At 60.7% G+C, this 22587-nt stretch carries 15 protein-coding genes; 12 read left to right on the top strand and 3 right to left on the bottom strand.

Going from position 1 to position 22587, the window contains the following annotated elements:
- Positions 1–84 precede the first annotated feature (84 nt).
- The 11 genes from KI612_RS07230 to KI612_RS07285 all read left to right on the top strand — a co-directional run bounded on the left by KI612_RS07230 (position 85) and on the right by KI612_RS07285 (position 17454).
- Positions 85–960: a branched-chain amino acid ABC transporter permease gene (locus tag KI612_RS07230; RefSeq protein ID WP_226443142.1), complete on the top strand. Its 876-nt coding sequence runs from the start codon at positions 85–87 to the stop codon at positions 958–960.
- A 1-nt stretch (position 961) separates the two neighbouring features.
- Positions 962–1894: a branched-chain amino acid ABC transporter permease gene (locus tag KI612_RS07235; RefSeq protein WP_226443143.1), complete on the top strand. Its 933-nt coding sequence runs from the start codon at positions 962–964 to the stop codon at positions 1892–1894.
- A 2-nt stretch (positions 1895–1896) separates the two neighbouring features.
- Complete coding sequence (locus tag KI612_RS07240; RefSeq protein ID WP_226443144.1) at positions 1897–2658, top strand: ABC transporter ATP-binding protein; 762 nt, start codon at positions 1897–1899, stop codon at positions 2656–2658.
- Positions 2659–2671: 13 nt separating this feature from the next.
- A complete protein-coding gene (locus KI612_RS19885) occupies positions 2672–3988 on the top strand; it encodes an ATP-binding cassette domain-containing protein (protein ID WP_319002994.1) in 1317 nt (438 codons plus the stop codon).
- A 269-nt stretch (positions 3989–4257) separates the two neighbouring features.
- Positions 4258–7335, top strand: coding sequence for a BPTD_3080 family restriction endonuclease (locus tag KI612_RS07255; RefSeq protein ID WP_226443145.1), 3078 nt, complete (start codon positions 4258–4260; stop codon positions 7333–7335).
- Entirely contained in the window at positions 7328–8176 is an 849-nt protein-coding gene (locus KI612_RS07260; RefSeq protein ID WP_226443146.1) for a BRO-N domain-containing protein, read from the top strand. The genes KI612_RS07255 and KI612_RS07260 overlap by 8 nt, the downstream gene beginning before the upstream one ends.
- Positions 8177–8178: 2 nt before the next feature.
- On the top strand, positions 8179–10962 hold the full coding sequence (locus KI612_RS07265) for a site-specific DNA-methyltransferase (protein ID WP_226443147.1): 2784 nt from the start codon (positions 8179–8181) through the stop codon (positions 10960–10962).
- Between the two features lie 34 nt (positions 10963–10996).
- On the top strand, positions 10997–12232 hold the full coding sequence (locus tag KI612_RS07270) for an AAA family ATPase (RefSeq protein ID WP_226443148.1): 1236 nt from the start codon (positions 10997–10999) through the stop codon (positions 12230–12232).
- A gap of 3 nt (positions 12233–12235) precedes the next feature.
- A complete protein-coding gene (locus tag KI612_RS07275; RefSeq protein WP_226443149.1) occupies positions 12236–12880 on the top strand; it encodes a DUF4276 family protein in 645 nt (214 codons plus the stop codon).
- Positions 12881–12893: 13 nt separating this feature from the next.
- Positions 12894–14981 (top strand): 3'-5' exonuclease, encoded by a 2088-nt coding sequence (locus KI612_RS07280; protein WP_226443150.1) that lies wholly within the window; start codon positions 12894–12896, stop codon positions 14979–14981.
- Between the two features lie 280 nt (positions 14982–15261).
- Positions 15262–17454 (top strand): OsmC domain/YcaO domain-containing protein, encoded by a 2193-nt coding sequence (locus KI612_RS07285; protein WP_226443151.1) that lies wholly within the window; start codon positions 15262–15264, stop codon positions 17452–17454.
- Between the two features lie 60 nt (positions 17455–17514).
- Here KI612_RS07285 and katG read toward each other — a convergent pair whose 3' ends face one another.
- Positions 17515–19689 carry a catalase/peroxidase HPI gene (katG, locus tag KI612_RS07290; protein ID WP_226443152.1) on the bottom strand — a complete coding sequence of 725 codons (2175 nt, stop codon included), beginning with the start codon at positions 19687–19689 and terminating at the stop codon, positions 17515–17517.
- Between the two features lie 354 nt (positions 19690–20043).
- Between katG and KI612_RS07295 the strand changes: the two genes are divergently transcribed.
- A complete protein-coding gene (locus tag KI612_RS07295) occupies positions 20044–20595 on the top strand; it encodes a M48 metallopeptidase family protein (RefSeq protein WP_226443153.1) in 552 nt (183 codons plus the stop codon).
- Here the strand turns inward: KI612_RS07295 and KI612_RS07300 are convergent.
- Both KI612_RS07300 and dbpA read right to left on the bottom strand, forming a co-directional pair.
- On the bottom strand, positions 20592–20936 hold the full coding sequence (locus KI612_RS07300) for a helix-turn-helix domain-containing protein (protein WP_226443154.1): 345 nt from the start codon (positions 20934–20936) through the stop codon (positions 20592–20594). The genes KI612_RS07295 and KI612_RS07300 overlap by 4 nt on opposite strands.
- 252 nt (positions 20937–21188) lie before the next feature.
- Positions 21189–22586, bottom strand: a complete 1398-nt coding sequence (gene dbpA, locus KI612_RS07305; RefSeq protein ID WP_226443155.1) for an ATP-dependent RNA helicase DbpA — start codon at positions 22584–22586, stop codon at positions 21189–21191.
- Between the last annotated feature and the right edge of the window lies 1 nt (position 22587).

The raw sequence follows: 22587 nt of genomic DNA on the forward strand, positions 1-22587 counted from the left end.
GCCCATTTGCAGCGGTCGACCGCTGCAAAACAATAAAAACGGAGACGACATGAACAACCATCGCCCGCGGGCAGGGAGGCTGTGATGCTTGCCCAGTTCCTGCAATTCCTCTTTTCCGGGATCACGGTCGGCGCCACCTACGCGCTGGCTGCGCTCGGCTTCACGCTGATCTACAACGCCAGCAACGTGATCAACTTCGCCCAAGGCGAATTCATCATGCTGGGCGGCATGCTTGCCGTGTTCTTCACGCAGGCCGGGCTGCCGCTGCCGGTCGCGCTGCTGCTCGCCATCCTGATCCCGGCCATCGTCGGCGTGCTGATCGAAAAGCTCGCCATCGAGCCGGTCAAGGGCGCCGAACCGGTCACCCTGATCATCATCACCATCGGTGCCTCGCTGGTCATTCGCGGCCTGACCGCGGTGATCTTCGGCAAGGGCACGCACAGCCTGCCGGCCTTCTCGGGCGATGCACCGATCGAGATTCTCGGTGCGACGCTGCTGCCGCAGAGCCTGTGGGTGCTCGGCGTGACCGCCGTGGTGGTTGTGGCGCTGTGGTATTTCTTCAACCGCACGCTGCACGGCAAGGCCATGCTGGCGACCTCGTTCAACCGCCTGGCGGCTGAGCTGGTCGGCATCAACACCTCCTGGGTGCTGTTCATGAGCTTCGCGATGTCGGCGGCGCTCGGTGCGCTGGGCGGCATTCTGCTCACCCCGATCACGCTGACCTCCTACGACGTCGGGATCATGCTCGGCCTCAAGGGCTTCGTCGCCGCCGTGCTGGGCGGCCTGGGCAACGGCCTCGGTGCCGTGGTTGGCGGCCTGCTGGTCGGCATCCTCGAAGCGATGGGCGCCGGCTACATTTCGTCCGCCTACAAGGACGCGATGCCTTTCGTGCTCATCCTGTTCATTCTCTTCTTCATGCCGCGCGGCCTGTTCGGCGGCAAATCGACGGATCGGGTCTGACATGAAGAAATCTGTCTACAACGGCCTTTACCTGGTCATCGCCATCCTGCTGGTGCTGCCTTTCGTGCTGCCCAACAGCTTCTACCTCGATCTGGCCATCCGCATGGCGATCAATGCCGTGATCGTGCTCGGCCTCAACCTCCTGATCGGCTTTGCCGGCCAGATCAGTCTTGGCCACGCCGGTTTCCTCGGTATCGGCGCCTATGCCTCGGCCGTGTTGCCGACGCATTTCGGCTGGCATCCGCTGCTTGCCATGGGCGCCGGCGCCGCCACCACCGGCATTCTTGCCGCCCTGGTGGCGCGTCCGATCTTCAAGCTCAAGGGCAACTACCTGGCGATGGCGACGCTCGGGCTGGGCATCATCATCAACATCGCCCTGCGCAACGAAGCGCAATGGACGGGCGGGCCGGACGGCATGCCGGTGCCGGGCATGGGCCTGTTCGGCTTCGAGCTGGCCAGCGACAAGCACTGGTACTGGGTCGTCGCGCTGCTGCTCTCGGTGTCGGTGTGGGCTTCGCTCAACCTGATCGATTCGCCCTTCGGCCGGGCGCTGCGTGCGCTGCACGGCTCCGAAGTCGCGGCGCAGGTGGTCGGCGTCGATATCGTGCGCTACAAGGTCGCGATCTTCGTGCTCTCCGCCGTTTTCGCCAGCCTGATGGGCAGCGTCACGGCGCATTACGTCGGTTTCGTCAGCCCCAACTTCGCCGACTTCTTCCATTCCATCGAACTGGTCACCATGGTGGTGATCGGCGGCATGGCCTCGGTGTACGGCTCGCTGGTCGGCGCCGTGCTGCTGACCGCGCTGCCGCAGGCGCTGGCCACCTTCGAAGGCTGGGAAACCGTGGTCTTCGGCGCCATCCTGATGCTCTCGATGATCTTCCTGCCCAAGGGCCTGGTGCCGACGCTGGCAGCCAAATTCGGCAAGGGGAACTGAACATGTCGCTACTCGAAGTCAAGGACCTGTCCATCCATTTTGGTGGCGTCAAGGCGGTGCAGAACGTCTCGTTCAACATCGACGCCGGCATCGTCTATTCCGTGATCGGCCCGAACGGCGCCGGCAAGACGACGCTGTTCAACCTGATCACCGGCGTCTACAAGCCGACTACGGGCGAAATCCGTCTCGACGGCGAAGCCATCCACGGCAAGTCGCCCAACGAACTGGCCCGGCGCGGCGTGGCGCGCACCTTCCAGAACCTGCAGATCTGCATGAACATGACGGCCATCGAAAACGTCATGGTCGGCGCCCACCTGCGTCTGGACCGCAACCTGGTCAAGGCGGCGCTGCGCTTCCCCGGCCTGAAAAGGCGCGACCGCGAAATGCGTGCCGAAGCAGCGCAACTGATGGACTTCGTCGGCCTCGGCCAGTACGTCGAAACCCGCGCCGACGCGATGTCCTACGGTGCCCTCAAACGCCTGGAAATCGCCCGCGCCCTGGCCATGCAGCCGCGCCTGATCTTCCTCGACGAACCCGCCGCCGGCCTGAATCCCAAGGAAACCATCGAGATCGACCACCTGGTGCGCAAGATCGCCGACTCCGGCGTGACCGTGGTGCTCGTCGAACACGACATGAAGATGGTCATGAACCTGTCGGACCGCATCTTGGTGCTCGACTACGGCAAGAAGCTGACCGAGGGCACGGGCGAGGAAATCAGAAAAAATCCCGATGTGATTGCGGCTTATCTGGGCGCTCACGCGTAACAAGGGGAAGAACATGGAAGCACTACGCATCATCACCGAAGAGCACCAGAACCTCTGGCGCATCGCCACCACGCTGGACATGGTGGCTGACGAGATCGACGCCGGCAGCAAGGTCGAGACGCCGTTCTTCAGCTCGGTCTTCGACTACATCGAGCAGTTCATGGACCGCGCCCACCACGCCAAGGAAGACGCCTTCCTCTTCCCGGCGCTGCGCCTGCGCTCGCCGGCAGCGGCGGCGATCCTCGACCGCCTGCAGGTCGAGCACGTCAACGGCCCGGAAGTGCTGCGCGATTTGCGCACCAAACTGGCGTCGACCGCTGGCGGCGGCGAAAGCAATGCCGCCTTCACGGCGGCGCTACGCAACTACACGTCGGCGATCAAGAACCACATCCGCAGCGAGGAAAAGGACGCCATGCCGCTCGCCCGCGAGGTGCTGACCGGCGACGACTGGGCCGAAATCGACCGTGCCTTTCTCGACAACGACGACCCGCTGTTCGGCGGCAAGGCGCGCGCCGAATTCCGCGAACTGTTCCACCGCATCGCCAGCCTGGCGCCGGAATCGATCGGCCTCGGCGCGCACAGCACCGGCGAGCTGCAACCCGGCGCCGCCAGCGGGCCGGGCGATGTGCTGCTCTCGGTCAAGGGCATGGAAAGCTGCTACGGCCGGATCAAGGCCCTCAAAGGCATCGACCTTGAAGTGCGCAAGGGCGAACTGGTCGCGCTGGTCGGCGCCAACGGTGCCGGCAAGACCACCTTCCTGCGCACGCTCTCCGGCGTGCAGGCGATGAGCGCCGGCCAGATCATGTTCGACGGCGAAGACATCAGCAAACTGCGCGCTGACCTGCGCATGCGCCGCGGCATCTGCCAAAGCCCGGAAGGCCGCCAGGTCTTCGGCCCGCTCAGCATCGAGGACAACCTGCGCCTGGGCGCCTACACCCAGCCGAAAGGGCAGGTCGAAGGCGATCTCGAAAAGATTTTTGCGATGTTCCCGATCCTCAAGGAAAAGCGCAACCTGCCGGCCGGCACGCTCTCCGGCGGCCAGCAGCAGATGCTCGCCATCGGCCGCGCCCTGATGGGCCGCCCGAAAATGCTCCTGCTCGACGAACCGTCGATGGGCCTCGCGCCGCTGCTCGTCGAAGAAGTCTTCAACGTCGTCAAGACGCTGAAAGCCCAGGGCATGACCATCTTCCTCGTCGAACAGAACGCCTTCGCCGCCCTCGCCATCGCCGACCGCGGCTACGTCCTCGAAACCGGCCACATCACCCTGACCGGCACCGGCCAGGAACTGATCAGCAACGAACAGGTCCGGGCGGCTTATCTCGGGATGTAGGGAAATGGGTGGTTTTTAGCGGTTGACCGGTGAAAACGGGCGCTTTTTGGGGCGCCCGTTTTTTTGGGGGGAGGGCTGTTGTTCGGCCAATGTGGTCGTTAGCATCAGCTAATTCAGATGGCCGTTATCTGACTTCTACCAGACGTTACTTATCAAAATACATCTAATAGACAACGCAAATGCATAAGTGATGGTCTTCAACCGGCTTTTGCTAGAAAATGCCCAGCTATTCTTGGAACAACAATAACGAAAAAGCGTAAGCCACCGCCATGTCGAACCCTTTCTTCGATCATCCGATCCTGAATTCCCCGTATGAGCGCCCTGCACGTCACTGGGAGTTGGACGAATCGGGGCAGCCAACGCAGCAAGTTCTGGATGCGCGTCGCCGTGCCGAGTTCATCACACCGATACCCAAGCCGAAGAAGCAAAAGAAGATGCCAAGGCAGGAAGGTTTCATCTTCGACGAAGGCGTGGGGCTATCCACCAAAGCGCAGCAGTACGATCCAACCTCGATCATTAACGAGGTGCGTAACCACGTAGACGCGTGGCGCGCGCTCCCGAATCCGAACCAGTGGCAGGTTACGCCTGAGACGGCGCGCCTGCTCCTGCACTGGCGGCACCACGGTTTCAACGGTGTTCGGCCCTTTTTCTGTCAGGTCGAAGCGGCTGAAACAGCCATCTGGCTGACCGAGGTTGCACCCAGCACAAAGCACGGCAAACGCCTGCTCGAACACCTCGCAGCCGCCAACAAGGACGCCAACCCGGAGTTGATGCGGCTGGCCCTCAAGCTAGCCACTGGGGCGGGCAAGACAACCGTGATGGCCATGCTGATTGCCTGGCAGACCATCAACGCGGTGCGTCGTCCGAGCAGCAAACAGTTCACACGTGGCTTTCTTATCTGTGCGCCGGGCCTCACCATCAAGGACCGGCTACGCGTACTGCAACCACATGACCCCGACAGCTACTACAAAGAACGGGAACTGGTGCCGGCCGACATGCTCGATGACATGGGCCGCGCCAAGATCGTCATCACCAACTATCACGCCTTCAAGCTGCGCGAGCGCATCGATATTTCCAAGGGTGGGCGGCAACTGCTCAAGGGGCGCACTGGCGACGAAATCGTCACCACGGAAACCGAAGGCCAGATGCTCCAGCGTGTCATGCCCGACCTGATGGGCATGAAGAACATCCTGGCCATCAACGATGAAGCCCACCACTGCTACCGTGAAAAGCCCCTGGGCGCAGGCATTGGTGACGATGAAGAACTGAAAGGCGACGAGAAGAAAGAGGCCGATAAAAACAACGAAGCCGCCCGGTTGTGGATCTCCGGGCTCGAAGCCGTCAATCGCAAGCTGGGTCTATCCCGCGTCTTCGATCTATCCGCCACGCCGTTTTTCCTACGCGGTTCAGGCTACGCCGAAGGCACGCTATTCCCCTGGACGATGAGCGACTTCTCGCTAATGGACGCCATCGAATGCGGCATCGTCAAACTGCCGCGCGTGCCGGTCGCGGAAAACATCCCCGGTGAAGAAATGCCGGTCTTCCGCAACCTCTGGGAGAACATCCGCAAGGACATGCCCAAAAAAGGGCGCGGCTCCAATCAGGAACTCGACCCGCTCAAGCTGCCGACCCGGCTGCAAACCGCGCTGCAAGCGCTTTACGGGCATTACGAGAAGACCTTCAAGCTCTGGCAGGATGCCGGAATCTCCGTGCCGCCGTGTTTCATCGTGGTCTGCCAGAACACCGCCATTTCCAAGCTCGTCTATGACTTCATCTCGGGCTTTCAACGCAAGAACGACGACGGCAGCAGCACGCTGGAAAACGGCCGTTTGCCCCTGTTCCGCAACTTCGACGACACCACCGGCAACCCCCTACCACGCCCCAATACGCTGCTGATCGACAGCGAGCAACTCGAAGCTGGTGACGCGCTGGACGACAAGTTTCATGACATGGCGGCCGATGAAATCGAGCGCTTTCGTCGCGAAATCATCGAGCGCACCGGCGATGTCCGCGCCGGTGACAACATCACTGATCAGGCCCTGCTGCGCGAAGTCATGAACACCGTCGGCAAGGCCGGGCAACTCGGCGGTGCGATCCGCTGCGTCGTCTCGGTGTCGATGCTCACCGAAGGCTGGGACGCGAATACCGTGACCCACGTGCTGGGCATTCGCGCTTTCGGCACGCAACTGCTGTGCGAACAGGTCATCGGCCGCGCCCTGCGTCGCCAGTCCTACGAACTCAACGACGAGGGCCAGTTCAACGTCGAATACGCCGACGTTTTCGGCATCCCCTTCGACTTCACCGCCAAGCCGGTCATCAGCCCGCCGCAACCGCCACGCGAAACGGTGCAGGTCAAAGCCATGCGCCCCGAGCGCGACGCCCTCGAAATCACCTTCCCGCGGGTCGAGGGCTACCGCGTCGAATTGCCCGAAGAACGCCTGCTGGCCAACTTCAACGAGGAATCCACGCTTGTCCTGACGCCCGATCTCGTCGGGCCGTCACAAACCCAGAACTCGGGGATCATCGGTCAGTCGGCCGACATGACCCTGCAGCATCTGGGCGATGTGCGCTCCTCCACCTTGCTCTTCCACCTCACCCAGCGCCTGCTCTACACCAAGTGGCGCGACCCCGGCGAGGAACCCAAGCTGCACCTGTTCGGCCAGCTCAAGCGCATTACCAAGGAATGGCTCGACAATCATCTGGAATGCAAGGGCGGAACCTACCCCGCGCTGCTCATGTATCAGGAACTGGCCGACATGGCCTGCAACCGGATCACCGCCGCCATCACCCGCCACTTTCTCGGCGAACGGCCCATCAAGGCGCTGCTCGATCCTTACAACCCCAGCGGCTCGACCCGCCACGTGCGGTTCAACACCTCCAAGGCCGACCGCTGGCAAACCAGTTCCCAGCGCTGCCACATCAACTGGGTTGTGCTCGATAGCGACTGGGAGGGCGAATTCTGCCGCGTCGCTGAAATGCACCCCAAGGTCAGTGCCTACGTCAAGAACCATGGCCTCGGCTTTGAAGTGCCCTATCGCTACGGCTCGGAAACGCGCAAATACCTGCCCGACTTCATCGTGCTGGTCGACGACGGCCACGGGCCGGATGACCTGTTGCGCCTGGTCGTCGAAATCAAAGGCTATCGACGCGAGGACGCCAAGGAAAAGAAATCGACCATGGACACCTACTGGGTGCCCGGCGTCAATCACCTTGGCTCCTACGGGCGCTGGGCCTTTGCCGAGTTCACCGACGTCTTCCAGATGCAGGACGATTTCGCCAAGAAGGTGGAGGCCGAATTCGGACGCATGATAGCTGTGGCCGTTCAGAAGGGAGTGGATCATGAATAACATCAAGCTATTCGAGTCGAAGCAAATTCGCTCCGCTTGGGATGATGCCGCCCAACGCTGGGTTTTTGCCATTGTCGATGTGATCGCGGTGCTCACCGAAAGCCCCAATCCGCCGGTCTATTGGCGCGTGCTCAAGAAGCGCCTGCTGGCCGAAGGAAATGAAACCGTTACAAGCTGTAACGCTTTGAAGCTGACCGCAGCCGACGGCAAACAGCGCCTTACCGATGTGGCGGATACTGAGCAACTCCTGCGCCTAATCCAGTCCATTCCTTCCCCCAAGGCCGAACCCTTCAAACGTTGGCTGGCCAAGGTCGGCTACGAACGCCTTGAAGAAATTGAAAACCCGGAACTCGCCGCCGCCCGCATGCGCGAGATTTACAAGGCCAAGGGCTACAGCGACGCCTGGATCGAAAAGCGGGTGCGCGGCATCGCCATTCGCGACGAACTGACCAACGAATGGCAGAAACGCGGCGTCAAGGAACAACGTGAATACGCCATCCTCACCGCCGAAATCAGCCGCGCCACCTTCGGCATGACGCCGAGCGAGTACAAGACCTTCAAGCAACTCGACAAGCCCGCCGACAACCTGCGCGACCACATGACCGACCTGGAACTGATTTTTTCCATGCTCGGCGAAGCCTCCACCACCGAGATTGCCCGCCAGCGCGAGGCCCAGGGCTACGACGAAAACCGTGCAGCCGCCATCGCCGGGGGCAGCGTGGCCGGCAAGGCCCGGCAAGACCTGGAACAAAAATCCGGCCGCCGCGTCACCAGTCCGGAAAACTACAAGGCACTGCCCGAGGCCGTTGCCCGCAAAAAGTTGAACAGGAAAGAAGATTGAGCATGGCCAAAGCACCCAGCACCACGAACGTCGAGCAGATCACCCACGACGACGCCAAACGCAAGAACATCCCCACCGCCGAATACCAGTCGGTGCTCGACGACAACCAGAAAAACCCAAAGCAGGTCCGCTACCCGCGCAACACCGATCTCGACCCGCAACTGGTCTGGCGCGGCAAGGACGAGCAGGACTGGAGCGACCTCGTCGTCCACGCCCCGCCGCTCTACATCCAGGAAAAGGTGCACCCCAAGGCGCTGATCGACGAGCTGCTGCGCGAATCCAAGGACCGCGAACACGAAGCGGGGCAGGCAACGCCCGATCTCTTCGCCGACTTCAACGGCATCCCCAAGGACGCCGACAAGACCGAGTTCTACCAGCACGACCAGAACTGGAGCAACCGCATGATCCTCGGCGACAGCCTACAGGTCATGGCCAGCTTGGCCGAGCGCGAAGGCCTGCGTGGCAAGGTGCAGTGCATCTATTTCGATCCGCCCTACGGCATCAAATTCAACAGCAACTTCCAGTGGTCAACCACCAGCCGCGACGTCAAGGACGGCAAGGCCGACCACATCACCCGCGAGCCGGAACAGGTCAAGGCGTTTCGGGATACCTGGCGGGATGGGATTCATTCCTACCTGACTTACCTGCGCGACCGGCTGACCGTGGCGCGCGATCTGCTGACGGACTCGGGGTCAATCTTTGTGCAAATCGGGGATGAGAATGTGCACCGGGTGCGGGCGGTGATGGATGAGGTTTTTGGGGACGATAACTGCTGCGCCGAAATTGTGTTCCGTAAGACGACTGGCAAAGGAAGTGCGCTTCTGGATAGCAGCTATGATGTGCTGCTCTGGTATGCGAGGGATAAGCAACACGTCAAATATAGATCGCTGTTTGACGACAGAACTTACGTTGGCGACGACAATCTTCGCTTTTTCGAGGATGCGGTATATCAGACCTTCACAATGACGCCAGAGCAGTTGGCTGGATTTGCCCCATTGCCAGCCGGCAGCAAGGTCTATCATCCAAACCCAATCACGAGCGCACGATCCAGCGGCGAGAACGACGTCCGTGATTTCGAGTTCAATGGAAGACGCTTCACTCCTGGAACAAGAACTTTCAGTACCAATGAAACCGGGCTGCGGCGATTACGTTCCGCTGGTCGCCTGCTCGCCATTGGTAATACGCTGAGGTTCAAGCGTTACCTTGACGACTTCCGCGTAATGACGCGGACGAATATCTGGGACAACACGAGGCAAAGTGGGTTCGGTGATGCGAAAGTCTATGTGGTGCAAACGCCTAGCATCGCCATACAGCAGGCAATGCTAATGACCTCCGACCCCGGCGACCTCGTCCTCGACCCGACCTGCGGTTCTGGTACCACCGCCACCGTCGCCGAACAATGGGGCCGCCGCTGGATCACCATCGACACTTCCCGAGTCGCACTGGCGCTGGCTCGCGCCCGCATCATGGGCGCCCGCTATCCCTACTATCTGCTCGCCGATTCCCGCGAAGGGCAGTTGAAGGAGGCGGCAGTTACTCGCACGGCACCCAGTTCGCAACCGACCCACGGCAATATCCGCCACGGCTTTGTCTATGAGCGCGTGCCGCACATCACGCTGAAAGCCATCGCCAACAACGCCGAGATCGACGTGATCTGGGATCAGTGGCAGGAAAAACTGGCGATTTCCTGCGGTCAACTGCAAAAATTGCTCAAAAACAATTGGCAGGAATGGGAAGTTCCGCGCGAAGCCGGCAAGGATTGGCCGGCCGCGGCCAAGCAGGCGCACGCCGACTGGTGGCAGGCGCGCATTGCCCGGCAGAAGGAAATCGACGCCTCCATCGCCGCCAAGGCCGATTTCGAGTACCTCTACGACAAGCCCTATGAAAACAAAAAGGCGGTGCGCGTGGCCGGCCCCTTCACCGTCGAGAGCCTCTCGCCGCACCGCGTGCTGGGTGTCGATGAAGATGACGAGTTGATTGACACCCTGCGCCAGCAGGAAGCCAAATATGCGGCGAAGCAGTCCTTCCCGCAGATGATCCTGGACAACCTGAAAACTGCCGGCGTGCAGCAGGCGCACAAAGCCGACCGCATCAGCTTCGTTTCGCTGGTCGCCTGGCCGGGCGACATGGTCTGTGCAGAAGGCCGCTACCTGGAAGCCGAAGGGGTAGAAAAACGCGCTGCCATTTTCATCGGCCCCGAATTCGGCACCGTGCAGCGCGCCGATCTGGTCGAAGCAGCCCGCGAAGCCGCCGACGCCGGCTTCGACGTGCTGATCGCCTGCGCCTTCAACTTCGAAGCGCACACCACGGACTTTGCCAAGCTCGGCAAACTGCCGGTCCTGAAGGCGCGCATGAATGCCGATCTGCACATGGCGGAAGACCTCAAGAACACCGGCAAGGGCAACCTGTTCGTGATCTTCGGCGAGCCGGACATCACGCTTCTACCTGAAGGCGACAGCCTGCGCGTGAAGGTGAATGGCGTCGACGTGTTCAAGCCGCAAACCGGCGAAGTCATCAGCGACGGCGCCGACGGCATCGCCTGCTGGTTCATCGACACCGACTACAACGAAGAAAGCTTCTTCGTCCGCCATGCCTACTTCCTCGGCGCCAACGACCCCTACAGCGCCCTGAAAACCACGCTGAAAGCCGAAATCGACGCCGAAGCCTGGGCCTCGCTCAACAGCGACACCTCACGCCCATTCAAGAAACCGAAGTCCGGGCGGATTGCGGTGAAGGTAATCAATCACCTGGGGGATGAGGTGATGAAGGTGTTTCGCGTGGCATGATGCTTAACTGGATTAAAGAGTACGGAGAAAGCAAATGGCGTTGATCGAAGGATTTCGGGTCAAGAATTACCGGGCGCTCCGGGATGTGACGCTGGGCAAGTTGTCGACTGGACAGCAGCAGGTTGAACCGCTTACGCCCTTCACAGTGGTGATCGGCAAGAATGGCGCCGGCAAGAGTACTTTGTTCGACGCCTTTGGTTTCGTCGCCGATTGTCTATCGACGGACTTGGAAACTGCCTGCGACGCCAAACAACGTGGCGGGTTCGAGCGGATGCGTTCACTGGGAACAGATGAGCCGATTTGTTTTGAGATTTACTACCGCGAATCCAAGAGCGAGCGGCCGATTACCTACGAGCTGCACATCAACCTGGATGAGTCGGGCCGCCCCTTTGTGCAGTATGAGTTTCTCGGGCAACGCCGAAAAGGACAGCGCTTTGGTCGTCCCTACCCCTTTTTGCGCTTGACGCACGGTTCGGGTACGGCATGGGCGGGTGACACCGCTATTGAGGGCGAGGGCGACGAGGAGCCGAACACCAAAATGGACGTTACCCTCACTGATCTTCGGCAACTGGGTATCGCCACGTTAGGAACGCTCAAGGAGCATCCTCGCATCAAACGGTTCAGGGATTTTTTGAAAGGCTGGTATCTGTCTTACTTCCACCCTGACTCAGCACGCTCGATTCCCTCTGCTGGTGCACAGCGTCACCTGAATATGCATGGCGACAACATCGGTAACGTAGTGCAGTACATGGAAAGGGAGCACAAGGAGCGTTTCCAGTCGATTCTTGATCGGATTGCAGCAAAAATTCCCGGCATCCAAAGCATCAAGACATTGGTGACGGCAGACAAACGGGTGCTACTCCAGTTCAATGATGGAGCGTTCGCCGATCCATTTTACGCAGGACAGATGTCAGATGGGACGCTGAAAATTTTTGCCTATCTGTTGCTGATGGAAGACCCCGAGCCGCCACCGTTTATTTGTATCGAAGAACCAGAAAATGGTCTTTATCACAGGTTGCTGGATGCGCTGGCCACCGAATTACGAAATCATGCGACCGGCAAAAAAAACGCGCCGCAGATTTTCGTGACGACCCATCAGCCTTATTTCGTGGACGCGCTGACGCCTCAGGAAGTGTGGATATTGAAAAAAGGGGCAGACGGGTACTCGACGGTACGACGCGTATCCGAACTGGCGTTGGTAAACAACTTGGTCGATGAGGGCTTGCCGCTTGGTAGCCTCTGGTATAGCGACTATCTGGACGCGGACTGAGCCATGCATATTGAAGTGCTTGTGGAGGATAGTTCGGGCGCGAAGTTGGTCGAAACTTTGCTGCCTGCTTTGATCGGGGGCTACGGAGAGCCACATACCTGGCGCGTTCACTCGTACAAAGGGATCGGTCGTCTGCCCCCCAATCTGGCAGCCGGAGGCGACCCCGCCAAGCGGGCCTTGCTTAATCAATTGCCAAGATTATTGTCTGGATATGGCAAAACGCCTGGCATTGACGCCGTCGTGGTGATCGTTGATAACGACGAGCGCGATTGGAAGGTTTTCCTGGGGGAACTGAAAGCGCTTTTGGCAACGTGCGACCCTGCACCGAATACCCTTTTTCAATTGGCGATTGAGGAAATGGAGGCCTGGTATCTCGGTGACAGGCAGGCGATTGTGGCTGCTTACCCAAAAGCAAAAATAGCTGTACTGGATAGCTACAAGCAAGACAGCATTTGCGGGACATGGGAACGCCTTGCGGATGCGGTGTATCCAGGGGGTAGCGCCGCAATACATAAAGCAGGCTGGCCATTACCAGGCCAAGTTAAGCATCAATGGGCCGATGCTATCGCGCGCCACATGAATGTGGAGGAAAACAAGTCTCCCAGCTTTGCAAAATTCCGTAACGGAATATTGGGCTTGATTGCTTAACTTGAGGTTGCACATGGAGTTTCGCATCGCCGACACCTTCACTGACAGTCTTGCCAGACTGACCGGTGACGAGCAGAAGCAGGTCAAAACAACGGCCTTCGACTTACAGTTGAATCCGGCCAGCCCTGGCATGAGTTTCCACAAGCTGGATCGCGCCAAGGACAAGAACTTCTGGTCGGTGCGGGTGGGCAGTGACATTCGACTGATTGTTCACCGTAGCGAAGCCAGTCTGTTGCTCTGCTACGTAGATCACCACGACAAGGCCTACGAATGGGCCGAGCGCCGCAAGCTGGAGACGCACCCGAAGACCGGTGCGGCGCAACTGATTGAAATCCGCGAGACGGTGCAGGAAATCATCGTGCCGGTCTATGTGCAGAGCCCGTTGCCATTGCCGGCAAGCGCTACACAGCTTCTGTTCCGGGGCGTGGCCGATGACCTGTTGCTGAGCTATGGTGTTCCGCCGGAGTGGCTGCCTGATGTGAAACTAGCTACCGAGGACACACTGCTCGCGCTCGCAGATCATTTGCCGGCAGAAGCGGCCGAAGCGCTTCTCGAATTGGCGACGGGCGGCAAGCCGCGCATGCCGACGCCTGCAACCGCCAATCCGTTTGACCACCCCGACGCGCAACGCCGCTTCCGGGTGATGAGCAATGTCGAGGAACTGCAACGGGCGCTCGATTTCCCGTGGGAGAAATGGACGGTCTTCCTTCACCCCGAGCAGCGCCAATGGGTGGAGCGAGACTACGCCGGTCCGGCCCGCGTCTCCGGCTCGGCGGGTACCGGCAAGACCATCGTTGCCCTGCACCGTGCAGCCTACTTGGCGCGCCAGCATCCCGATGCACGGGTATTGCTGACCACGTTTTCCGATACTTTGGCCAATGCCCTGCAATCGAAGCTGAACCGGCTGCTGACTTCCCAACCACGCCTTGCCGAGCGGATTGACGTGTATTCCCTCGAAGCCATCGGGCTGCGCCTGCACAAGACTCAGGTCGGCTCGGCCAGGCTGGCGTCCAGCGAAGACATTCGCCAACTCATGGCCGATGCCGCCAAGGCGGTGCCGGGGCATAAATTCGGCCGTCACTTTCTACTCACCGAATGGGAGCATGTGGTCGATGCTTGGCAACTCGATCACTGGGAAACTTATCGCGACGTGGCGCGCCTCGGCCGCAAAACCCGGTTGCCGGAAGCCCAACGGGCGGTGTTGTGGGAGATCTTCGAGCACCTTCGTTCCGGCTTGCGCGAAAAGGGTTTGCTTACGGCCTCGGGGCTGTTCACTGCTTTGGCTAATGCCCTGAAGGCTAGGAGCAACCCCGTTTTCGATTTTGCTGTGGTTGATGAAGCGCAGGATATCGGGATCGCGCATTTGCGCTTTCTGGCAGCACTGGCCGGCGGCGAGGGTGCGATTCGCCCGAATGCACTGTTCTTTGCTGGCGATCTCGGGCAGCGCATCTTTCAGCAACCTTTTTCATGGAAGTCACTTGGCGTCGATGTACGCGGACGTTCGCGCACACTACGCGTCAACTACCGGACCTCGCATCAGATTCGCAGCCAGGCTGACCGATTGCTTGGCCCGGCGGTAACCGATGTGGACGGCAATAGCGAAGATCGCAGCGATACCGTTTCGGTATTCAATGGCCCGCCGCCCTGCATCCAGACCCTGCGCGATGCGGCGGAAGAAAGTACGGTGGTCGGTCGGTGGCTCGCTGACTGCGCAAGCGCAGGCATCCAGCCGCACGAGATCGGCGTATTCGTTCGTTCCGACGCGCAAATTGCTCGGGCCGAGGAAGCCGTTCGCCTCGCTGCTTTGCCTTACCTGATTCTGGACGAGCATGTGGCTATGGAACACGATCATGTTTCGATCAGCACCATGCATCTGGCGAAAGGACTGGAGTTCCGCGCAGTGGCCGTGATGGCCTGCGACGATGAGGTTATTCCTTTGCAGGAGCGGATCGAAACGGTTGGCGATGACGGCGATCTGCAGGAGGTTTACGACACCGAGCGGCAATTGCTCTATGTAGCGTGTACCCGAGCCAGGGATCGTTTGCTGGTTACTGGTACAACGCCATCATCTGAATTTTTGGATGACCTACAAGGCAAGTGAGTTAACGTCGAGTTTAGAAATTCTGATATAGGAAATATCGGGAATTTATCCCGTCGTTGGCCTATTGGATTGCCTGTGCCTACGGGAATGAAGGCCGAACAACCTCCGAAAATTGGCAGTTTTTACCGGTCGACCGCTCAAAACGGGCATTTTTCACAATGCCCGTTTTTCCTGCCCAAATTTTGTGCTGCACCCGTTCTCCATACAACCCCGCTTTCCCCCAGGAAATCCGGATAATGGCGCCCAATCCATTTCTTCACGCCTTTTCTGGAATTCCCGCATGGAAATCAAGGTCAATTTTCTCGACAAGCTTCGTCTCGAGGCCAAGTTCGACGACTTCACGGTCATCGCCGATCAGCCGATCCGCTACAAGGGCGATGGCTCGGCGCCGGGGCCGTTCGATTACTTTCTGGCTTCGTCGGCCTTGTGTGCGGCTTACTTCGTCAAGTTGTACTGCGACACGCGCAACATTCCGACCGAACACATCCGTCTGTCGCAGAACAACATCGTCGATCCGGAAAACCGCTACCAGCAAATTTTCAAGATCCAGGTCGAGTTGCCGGCGGATATTTCCGCCAAGGACCGGCAGGGCATTTTGCGCTCCATCGAGCGGTGTACCGTCAAGAAGGTGGTGCAGACCGGGCCGGAGTTCGTCATCGAGGAGGTCGAGAATCTCGATGCCGATGCGCAGGCCTTGCTGACGCTGAATCCGGACTCGGAGGCGAGCACCTATATCGCCGGCAAGGATCTGCCGCTCGAGCAGACCATCGCCAACATGTCCGGCATTCTGGCCGGGCTGGGCATGAAGATCGAGATCGCCTCCTGGCGCAATCTGGTGCCCAACGTCTGGTCGCTGCATATCCGCGATGCGCATTCGCCGATGTGCTTCACCAACGGCAAGGGCGCCACCAAGGAAAGCGCGCTGGCCTCGGCCTTGGGCGAGTTCATCGAGCGGGCCAATTGCAATCACTTCTACAACGACAATTACTGGGGTCCGGAGATCGCCAACGCGGCCTTCGTGCATTACCCGAGCGAGCGCTGGTTCAAGCCCGGCAAGAAGGATGCGCTGCCCAAGGGCCTGCTCGACGACTACTGTCTGGAAATCTATAACCCGGACGGCGAGCTGCGCGGCTCGCATCTCTACGACACCAATTCCGGCAACACCGAACGCGGCATCTGCGCGCTGCCCTATGTGCGCCAGTCGGACGGCGAGACGGTGTATTTCCCGACCAACCTGATCGACAACCTCTTTCTCAGCAACGGCATGAGCGCCGGCAACACGCTGGCCGAGGCGCAGGTGCAGTGCCTGTCGGAAATCTTCGAGCGGGCCGTCAAACGCGAAATCCTCGAAGGCGAAATCGCGCTGCCCGATGTGCCGGCCGAGGTGCTGGCGAAATACCCCGGCATCGTCGCCGGCATTGCCGAACTGGAAAACCAGGGCTTCCCGGTGCTGGTCAAGGATGCGTCGCTGGGCGGCGAATTCCCGGTGATGTGCGTGACCCTGATGAACCCGCGCACCGGTGGCGTCTTCGCCTCCTTCGGCGCGCATCCGAGCCTGGAAGTGGCGCTCGAACGCAGCCTGACCGAACTGCTGCAGGGGCGCAGCTTCGAAGGCCTAAACGACCTGCCGCGCCCGACTTTCGAGAGCAATGCAGTCACCGAGCCGAACAATTTCGTCGAGCACTTCATCGATTCGAGCGGCGTGGTGTCCTGGCGCTTCTTCAGCGCCAAGGCGGATTACGAATTCGTCGAGTGGGATTTCTCGGGTGAGGGTGAAAATTCCAACGCCGACGAGGCCGCGACGCTGTTCGGCATCCTCGAAGACCTGGGCAAGGAAGTGTACATGGCGGTTTACGACCAGCTCGGCGCCACCGCCTGCCGCATCCTGGTGCCGGGTTATTCGGAAATCTACCCGGTCGACGACCTGATCTGGGACAACACCAACAAGGCGCTGGCCTTCCGCGCCGACATCCTGAACCTGCACCGCCTCGACGATGCTGCGCTGGAAGCCTTGCTGGAGCGTCTGGAAGAGAGCGAACTCGACGACTACACCGACATCATTACGCTGATCGGCGTCGAATTCGACGAGAACACGGACTGGGGCCAGCTGACGATTCTGGAATTGAAGCTGCTGATCAATCTTGCCTTGCAGGACTTCGCAGCCGCCAAGGAACAGGTCGAGGCCTACCTGCAGTACAACGAAAACACCGTCGAGCGCGGCCTGTTCTACCAGGCGCTCAACGTGGTGCTGGAAGTGCTGCTCGACGACGAACTGGAACTGGACGATTACGTGGTGAATTTCCGCCGCATGTTCGGCAACCCGCGCATGGATGCGGTGCTCGGCTCGGTGGACGGCAGCGTGCGTTTCCATGGCCTGACGCCGACCAGCCTGCAACTCGAAGGCCTGGACCGCCACCAGCGCCTGATCGACAGCTACAGGAAACTGCACACGGCGCGGGGCAGGGCGGCCTGATCAAAAAAAAGCCCCCGAAAAATCGGGGGCTGGACTGCAGTTGATATGCCTTGGCCGGACTCAGGCGAGGTCGAAGCGGTCGGCGTTCATGACCTTGGTCCAGGCGGCGACGAAGTCCTGCACGAACTTCTCCCGGTTGTCGTCCTGGGCGTAGACCTCGGCGTAGGCGCGCAGCACCGAGTTGGAGCCGAATACCAGGTCGGCGCGGGTCGCCGTCCAGCGCGTCGCGCCGCTCTTGCGATCGACGATGGCGTAGCTGTTGCGGCCGGTCGGCTTCCAGGTGTAGGCCATGTCGGTCAGATTGACGAAGAAGTCGTTGCTGAGCACGCCGACGCGGTCGGTGAAGACGCCGTGGGCGCTGCCGCCGTGGTTGGTGCCGAGCACGCGCAGGCCGCCGATCAGCACGGTCATCTCATGGGCGTTCAAGCCCATCAATTGCGCCCGGTCGAGCAGCATTTCCTCGGCGCTGACCACGTAGTCCTTCTTTTGCCAGTTGCGGAAGCCATCGGCCAGCGGTTCGAGCACGGCGAAGGATTCGACGTCGGTCATCTCCGGCGTCGCATCGCCACGGCCGGCGGCGAAGGGCACATCGACCGCGTAGCCGGCAGCCCTGGCAGCCTGTTCGATACCGACATTGCCGGCGAGCACGATCACGTCAGCGACGCTGGCGCCGGTTTTGGCCGAAATTTGCTCGTAGACCGCCAGGACCTTGGCCAGACGCGCCGGCTCGTTGCCTTCCCAGTCCTTTTGCGGGGCGAGGCGGATGCGCGCACCGTTGGCGCCGCCGCGCTTGTCCGAACCGCGGAAGGTGCGGGCGCTGTCCCAGGCGGTGGCAACCATCTCGGCGAGCGACAGGCCGCTGGCGGCGATCTGTGCCTTGACGGCGGCGACATCGTAATCGGTGCGGCCGGCCGGAACCGGGTCCTGCCAGATGAGGTCTTCCGCCGGCACGTCCGGACCGATGTAGCGCACTTTCGGACCCATGTCGCGGTGGGTCAGCTTGAACCAGGCGCGGGCAAAGGTTTCCGAGAAGTAGTCCTGATCGTCGCGGAAGCGCTCGGCGATCTTGCGGTATTCCGGGTCGAACTTGAGCGCCATGTCGGCGTCGGTCATCATCGGCATGCAGCGGATCGAGGCGTCTTCGACGTCGACCGGCTTGTCTTCCTCGCTGATGTTGATCGGTGCCCACTGGTGCGCGCCGGCCGGCGACTTGGTCAGCCACCAGTCGTACTTGAAGAGCAGCTCGAAGTAGCCGTTGTCCCATTGCGTCGGATGCGTCGTCCAGGCACCTTCGATGCCGCTGGTCACGGTGTCGCGGCCGATGCCGCGGCTCGTGTGATTGTTCCAGCCGAGGCCCTGTTCATTGACGTCGGCGGCTTCCGGCGCGGCGCCGAGATTGGCCGCGCTGCCGTTGCCGTGCGCCTTGCCGACGGTGTGGCCACCGGCCGTGAGGGCGACGGTTTCTTCGTCGTTCATCGCCATGCGGGCAAAGGTGATGCGCATGTCCTGCGCCGTCTTGAGCGGGTCGGGCTTGCCGTCCACGCCCTCCGGATTGACGTAAATGAGGCCCATCATCACGGCAGCGAGCGGGTTTTCCAGATCGCGTTCGCCGGAGTAGCGGCTGCCGGTGGCGCCGGTCGGGGCCAGCCATTCCTTCTCGGAACCCCAGTAGATGTCCTTTTCCGGTTGCCAGATGTCTTCGCGGCCGAAGGCGAAGCCGAAGGTCTTGAGGCCCATCGACTCGTAAGCCATGTTGCCGGCGAGGATCATCAGGTCGGCCCAGCTGATCTTGTTGCCGTATTTTTTCTTGATCGGCCAGAGCAGGCGGCGTGCCTTGTCGAGATTGGCGTTGTCCGGCCACGAGTTGAGCGGCGCGAAGCGCTGGTTGCCCTTGCCGGCGCCACCACGGCCGTCGGCGATGCGGTAGGTGCCGGCCGAGTGCCAGGCCATGCGGATCATCAGGCCGCCGTAGTGGCCCCAGTCGGCCGGCCACCAGTCCTGGCTGTCGGTCATCAGCGCCTTGAGGTCGTTCTTGAGTGCGTCGACGTCGAGCTTCTTCACTTCTTCGCGGTAGTTGAAGGATGCGCCGAGCGGATTGGTCTTGCTGTCGTGCTGGTGCAGGATGTCGAGATTGAGGGCCTTCGGCCACCATGCCATGTTCGAGACGCCGGCCGAGGTGGCGCCGCCGTGCATGACCGGGCATTTGCCGGCGGAACTTGCGTTTTTCTGATCCATTTTTCTACTCTCCTGAGTATGTGGCGTTAATAGAGGCAACACGGTCATCTTAGAAAAGGCGGGGTCTTTTATCTAATTGATTGGTCGGATTTGATTGATAGGGATCGGCTATTGGTGTTCCTGTCGCCGGAGATTTGCTGCGGGGTGATGCGCTGCTGGCGCTGCGGGGAGGTGGGGTTGGGTCGGCTGCTTGTGACAGGCGAGGGCCGGTCGTCCGGGCGATCAATCTAGCATAAATAGATGCCGGGTATTCCGGGGTGTGCATGGCGGGCTGGCGCCGGGCACGTTGGGCGGAGTCGGTCGGTCGCGCCATGGAGATTCTCGCCGTTTGCGGCAACAACTTACAATGCCGCCATGACCGCAAACAAGTCTCCCACGCCTTATCTGACCGGTTATCCGGCCGACCTGGTGGCGCAGGTGCGGACGCTGATCGAAAACGATCAGCTGGCCGGCATCCTGCTCAAGAAGTATCCGCAGCCGCATGCGGTGCGTACCGACCGGGCGCTTTACGATTACGTGCTGGACCTGAAGAACACCTATCTGCGCAACGCCGGGCAGATCAGCAAGGTGGCTTTCGACAGCAAGCTGCATGTGATCCGCAATGCGCTCGGCACGCACACCAGCATTGCGCGGGTGCAGGGCACCAAGCTCAAGGCCAAGCGCGAAATCCACGTATCGACGCTGTTTCGCGAGGTGCCTGAGGATTTCCTGCGCATGATCGTCGTGCATGAACTGGCGCACACCAAGGAGCGGGCGCACGACAAGGCTTTCTACCAGTTATGCCGGCACATGGCGCCGGATTACTTCCAGCTCGAGTTCGACCTGCGCACCTACCTTTGCCATCTCGATGCCGGCGGGCGGGCGTTGTGGCCGGCTACGCCCGACAGTCAGGTGCCGGATGCCTAGGCTGCGGCGGATAGACTGCCGGATTTCGTGTTGGCCGGCCGTTGCCGCTTGATGCTCAGAGTGCCGCTACGGGTTGGCTGGGGCAACATCGCGAGTTGCTTGCGATCGGGACGTTGCAGCCAGTCGAGTAGTTCGCCGAGCTGTTTTTCCGATCCGAAGGCAATCTGCAGCAGATATTGCACAGACTTCGGGATGTCGCGCCCGGCCTCATAGTGCGATCCGCCGGACTGGGTGACTGATACGCGCGCCCAGAATTCATGCTGGCTCATGCCCAGTAGTTTCCTGAGCTGGCGCGCTTGTTCGCCGGTCTTGAAAACAAGTTTAGGTTGTCTGATTGTCATTCCTGCCTCTCCTCACGGTTTTCGGGCTTGGCTTGGCTAGTGGTCGGGATATCAACCATCAGGCGAAATCATAGCGCAAATAAACGATTAAATTGATACTAAATTATCAATTTAATCGTTTATGTGTGAGGGGTGGGCAGGCTCGCTCTGCGCAATCGTATGGTTGCGGACAAAAAAATGGCGCGGATTACGCTCCGCGCCATCTTGGTTTTTGTGCTTTTCCAGCGGTCGACCGCTAAAAAAGCACGATTTCTACAGCGTACGTACCTTGACCGTCTTGCCCTTGACCTTGCCGGCCGAGAGTTTGCGCACGGCGTCGCGGGCGATGTCGCGATTGACGGCGACGTAGCTGCTCTGGTCGGTGACGGTGATCTTGCCGATCTGTTCGCGGGTGAAGCCGGCTTCGCCGGTCAGCGCGCCGAGAATGTCGCCGGGGCGGATCTTTTCCTTGCGCCCGCCGAGGATCTGGAGCGTGGACATCGGCGGCACCAGCGGCGAGGTATCGTCGTTCTTGAGGTCGCTCAGGCTATCGACTTCGAGCGGGCAGTTCATCGCCTGGGCAATCGCGGTGATGCGCCGGCGGTCGCTGTTGCTGCACAGGCTGAGCGCCCAGCCGTCCTGCTCGGCACGGCCGGTACGGCCGATGCGGTGGATGTGGATTTCCGGATCGGGCGTCACGTCGACGTTGATCACCGCTTCCAGATTGGCGATGTCGAGGCCGCGCGCCGCGACGTCGGTGGCGACGAGCACGGAGACGCTGCGGTTGGCGAACTGGATCAGCACCTGGTCGCGCTCGCGCTGTTCGAGGTCGCCGTTCAGGGTTAGCGCCTGGATGCCTTCGTGGCGCAGCACGTTGAGCAGGTCGCGGCATTGCTGCTTGGTGTTGCAGAAGGCAAGCGTGCTGACCGGGCGGTAATGCTTGAGCAGCATCGCGACGGCCTGCAGGCGCTCTTCGTTCTTGACCTCGTAGAAGCGCTGGCGGATCTTGGTTTCGGCGTGCTGTTCAAGGAGCTTCACTTCCTTGGGCTGGCGCAGGAACTGTTTGGCGAGCTGGGCAATGCCTTCCGGATAGGTCGCCGAGAAGAGCAGGGTCTGGCGCTCGGCCGGCAGGCGCTTGACGACGTAGGCGATGTCGTCGTGGAAGCCCATGTCGAGCATGCGGTCGGCTTCGTCGAGAACCAGGGTGTTGAGTTCTTCAAGACGGATGCTGCCGCGTTGCATGTGGTCCATGATGCGGCCGGGCGTGCCGACCACGATATGGACGCCGTTTTCCAGGCTGGTGATCTGGTTGCGCATGGCCGAGCCGCCGCACAGCGGCAGGACCTTGATGTTTTCTTCAAAGCGCGCCAGACGGCGGATTTCCTGCGTTACCTGGTCGGCCAGCTCGCGCGTCGGGCAGAGCACCAGTGCCTGGATGGCAAAGCGCTTCGGGTTCAGGTTGTTGAGCAGGGCGAGGCCGAAGGCGGCGGTCTTGCCGCTGCCGGTCTTGGCTTGCGCGATCAGGTCGTTGCCGGCCAGCGCGAGCGGCAGGCTGGCCGCCTGGATCGGCGTCATGCTGTGGTATTCGAGCTGCTGCAGGGTCGCCTGCATGGCGGCCGGCAAAGGCAGCTCGGCGAAGGACGGGCTGGCGGTTTCGGTGATTTCGCTCATC

The sequence above is a fragment of the Quatrionicoccus australiensis genome, assembly GCF_020510525.1.
Classification (GTDB): Bacteria; Pseudomonadota; Gammaproteobacteria; order Burkholderiales; family Rhodocyclaceae; genus Azonexus; species Azonexus australiensis_B.

Bases quoted from the DNA above. Each gene is read 5' to 3' on its own strand.
- KI612_RS07270 (WP_226443148.1), top strand. From the start codon at position 10,997: ATGGCGTTGATCGAAGGATTTCGGGTCAAGAATTACCGGGCGCTCCGG.
- KI612_RS07280 (WP_226443150.1), top strand. From the start codon at position 12,894: ATGGAGTTTCGCATCGCCGACACCTTCACTGACAGTCTTGCCAGACTG.
- KI612_RS07295 (WP_226443153.1), top strand. From the start codon at position 20,044: ATGACCGCAAACAAGTCTCCCACGCCTTATCTGACCGGTTATCCGGCC.
- KI612_RS07230 (WP_226443142.1), top strand. From the start codon at position 85: ATGCTTGCCCAGTTCCTGCAATTCCTCTTTTCCGGGATCACGGTCGGC.
- KI612_RS07285 (WP_226443151.1), top strand. From the start codon at position 15,262: ATGGAAATCAAGGTCAATTTTCTCGACAAGCTTCGTCTCGAGGCCAAG.
- KI612_RS07240 (WP_226443144.1), top strand. From the start codon at position 1,897: ATGTCGCTACTCGAAGTCAAGGACCTGTCCATCCATTTTGGTGGCGTC.
- KI612_RS07235 (WP_226443143.1), top strand. From the start codon at position 962: ATGAAGAAATCTGTCTACAACGGCCTTTACCTGGTCATCGCCATCCTG.
- katG (WP_226443152.1), bottom strand. From the start codon at position 19,689: ATGGATCAGAAAAACGCAAGTTCCGCCGGCAAATGCCCGGTCATGCAC.
- KI612_RS07300 (WP_226443154.1), bottom strand. From the start codon at position 20,936: ATGACAATCAGACAACCTAAACTTGTTTTCAAGACCGGCGAACAAGCG.
- KI612_RS07260 (WP_226443146.1), top strand. From the start codon at position 7,328: ATGAATAACATCAAGCTATTCGAGTCGAAGCAAATTCGCTCCGCTTGG.
- KI612_RS07265 (WP_226443147.1), top strand. From the start codon at position 8,179: ATGGCCAAAGCACCCAGCACCACGAACGTCGAGCAGATCACCCACGAC.
- KI612_RS07275 (WP_226443149.1), top strand. From the start codon at position 12,236: ATGCATATTGAAGTGCTTGTGGAGGATAGTTCGGGCGCGAAGTTGGTC.
- KI612_RS19885 (WP_319002994.1), top strand. From the start codon at position 2,672: ATGGAAGCACTACGCATCATCACCGAAGAGCACCAGAACCTCTGGCGC.
- dbpA (WP_226443155.1), bottom strand. From the start codon at position 22,586: ATGAGCGAAATCACCGAAACCGCCAGCCCGTCCTTCGCCGAGCTGCCT.
- KI612_RS07255 (WP_226443145.1), top strand. From the start codon at position 4,258: ATGTCGAACCCTTTCTTCGATCATCCGATCCTGAATTCCCCGTATGAG.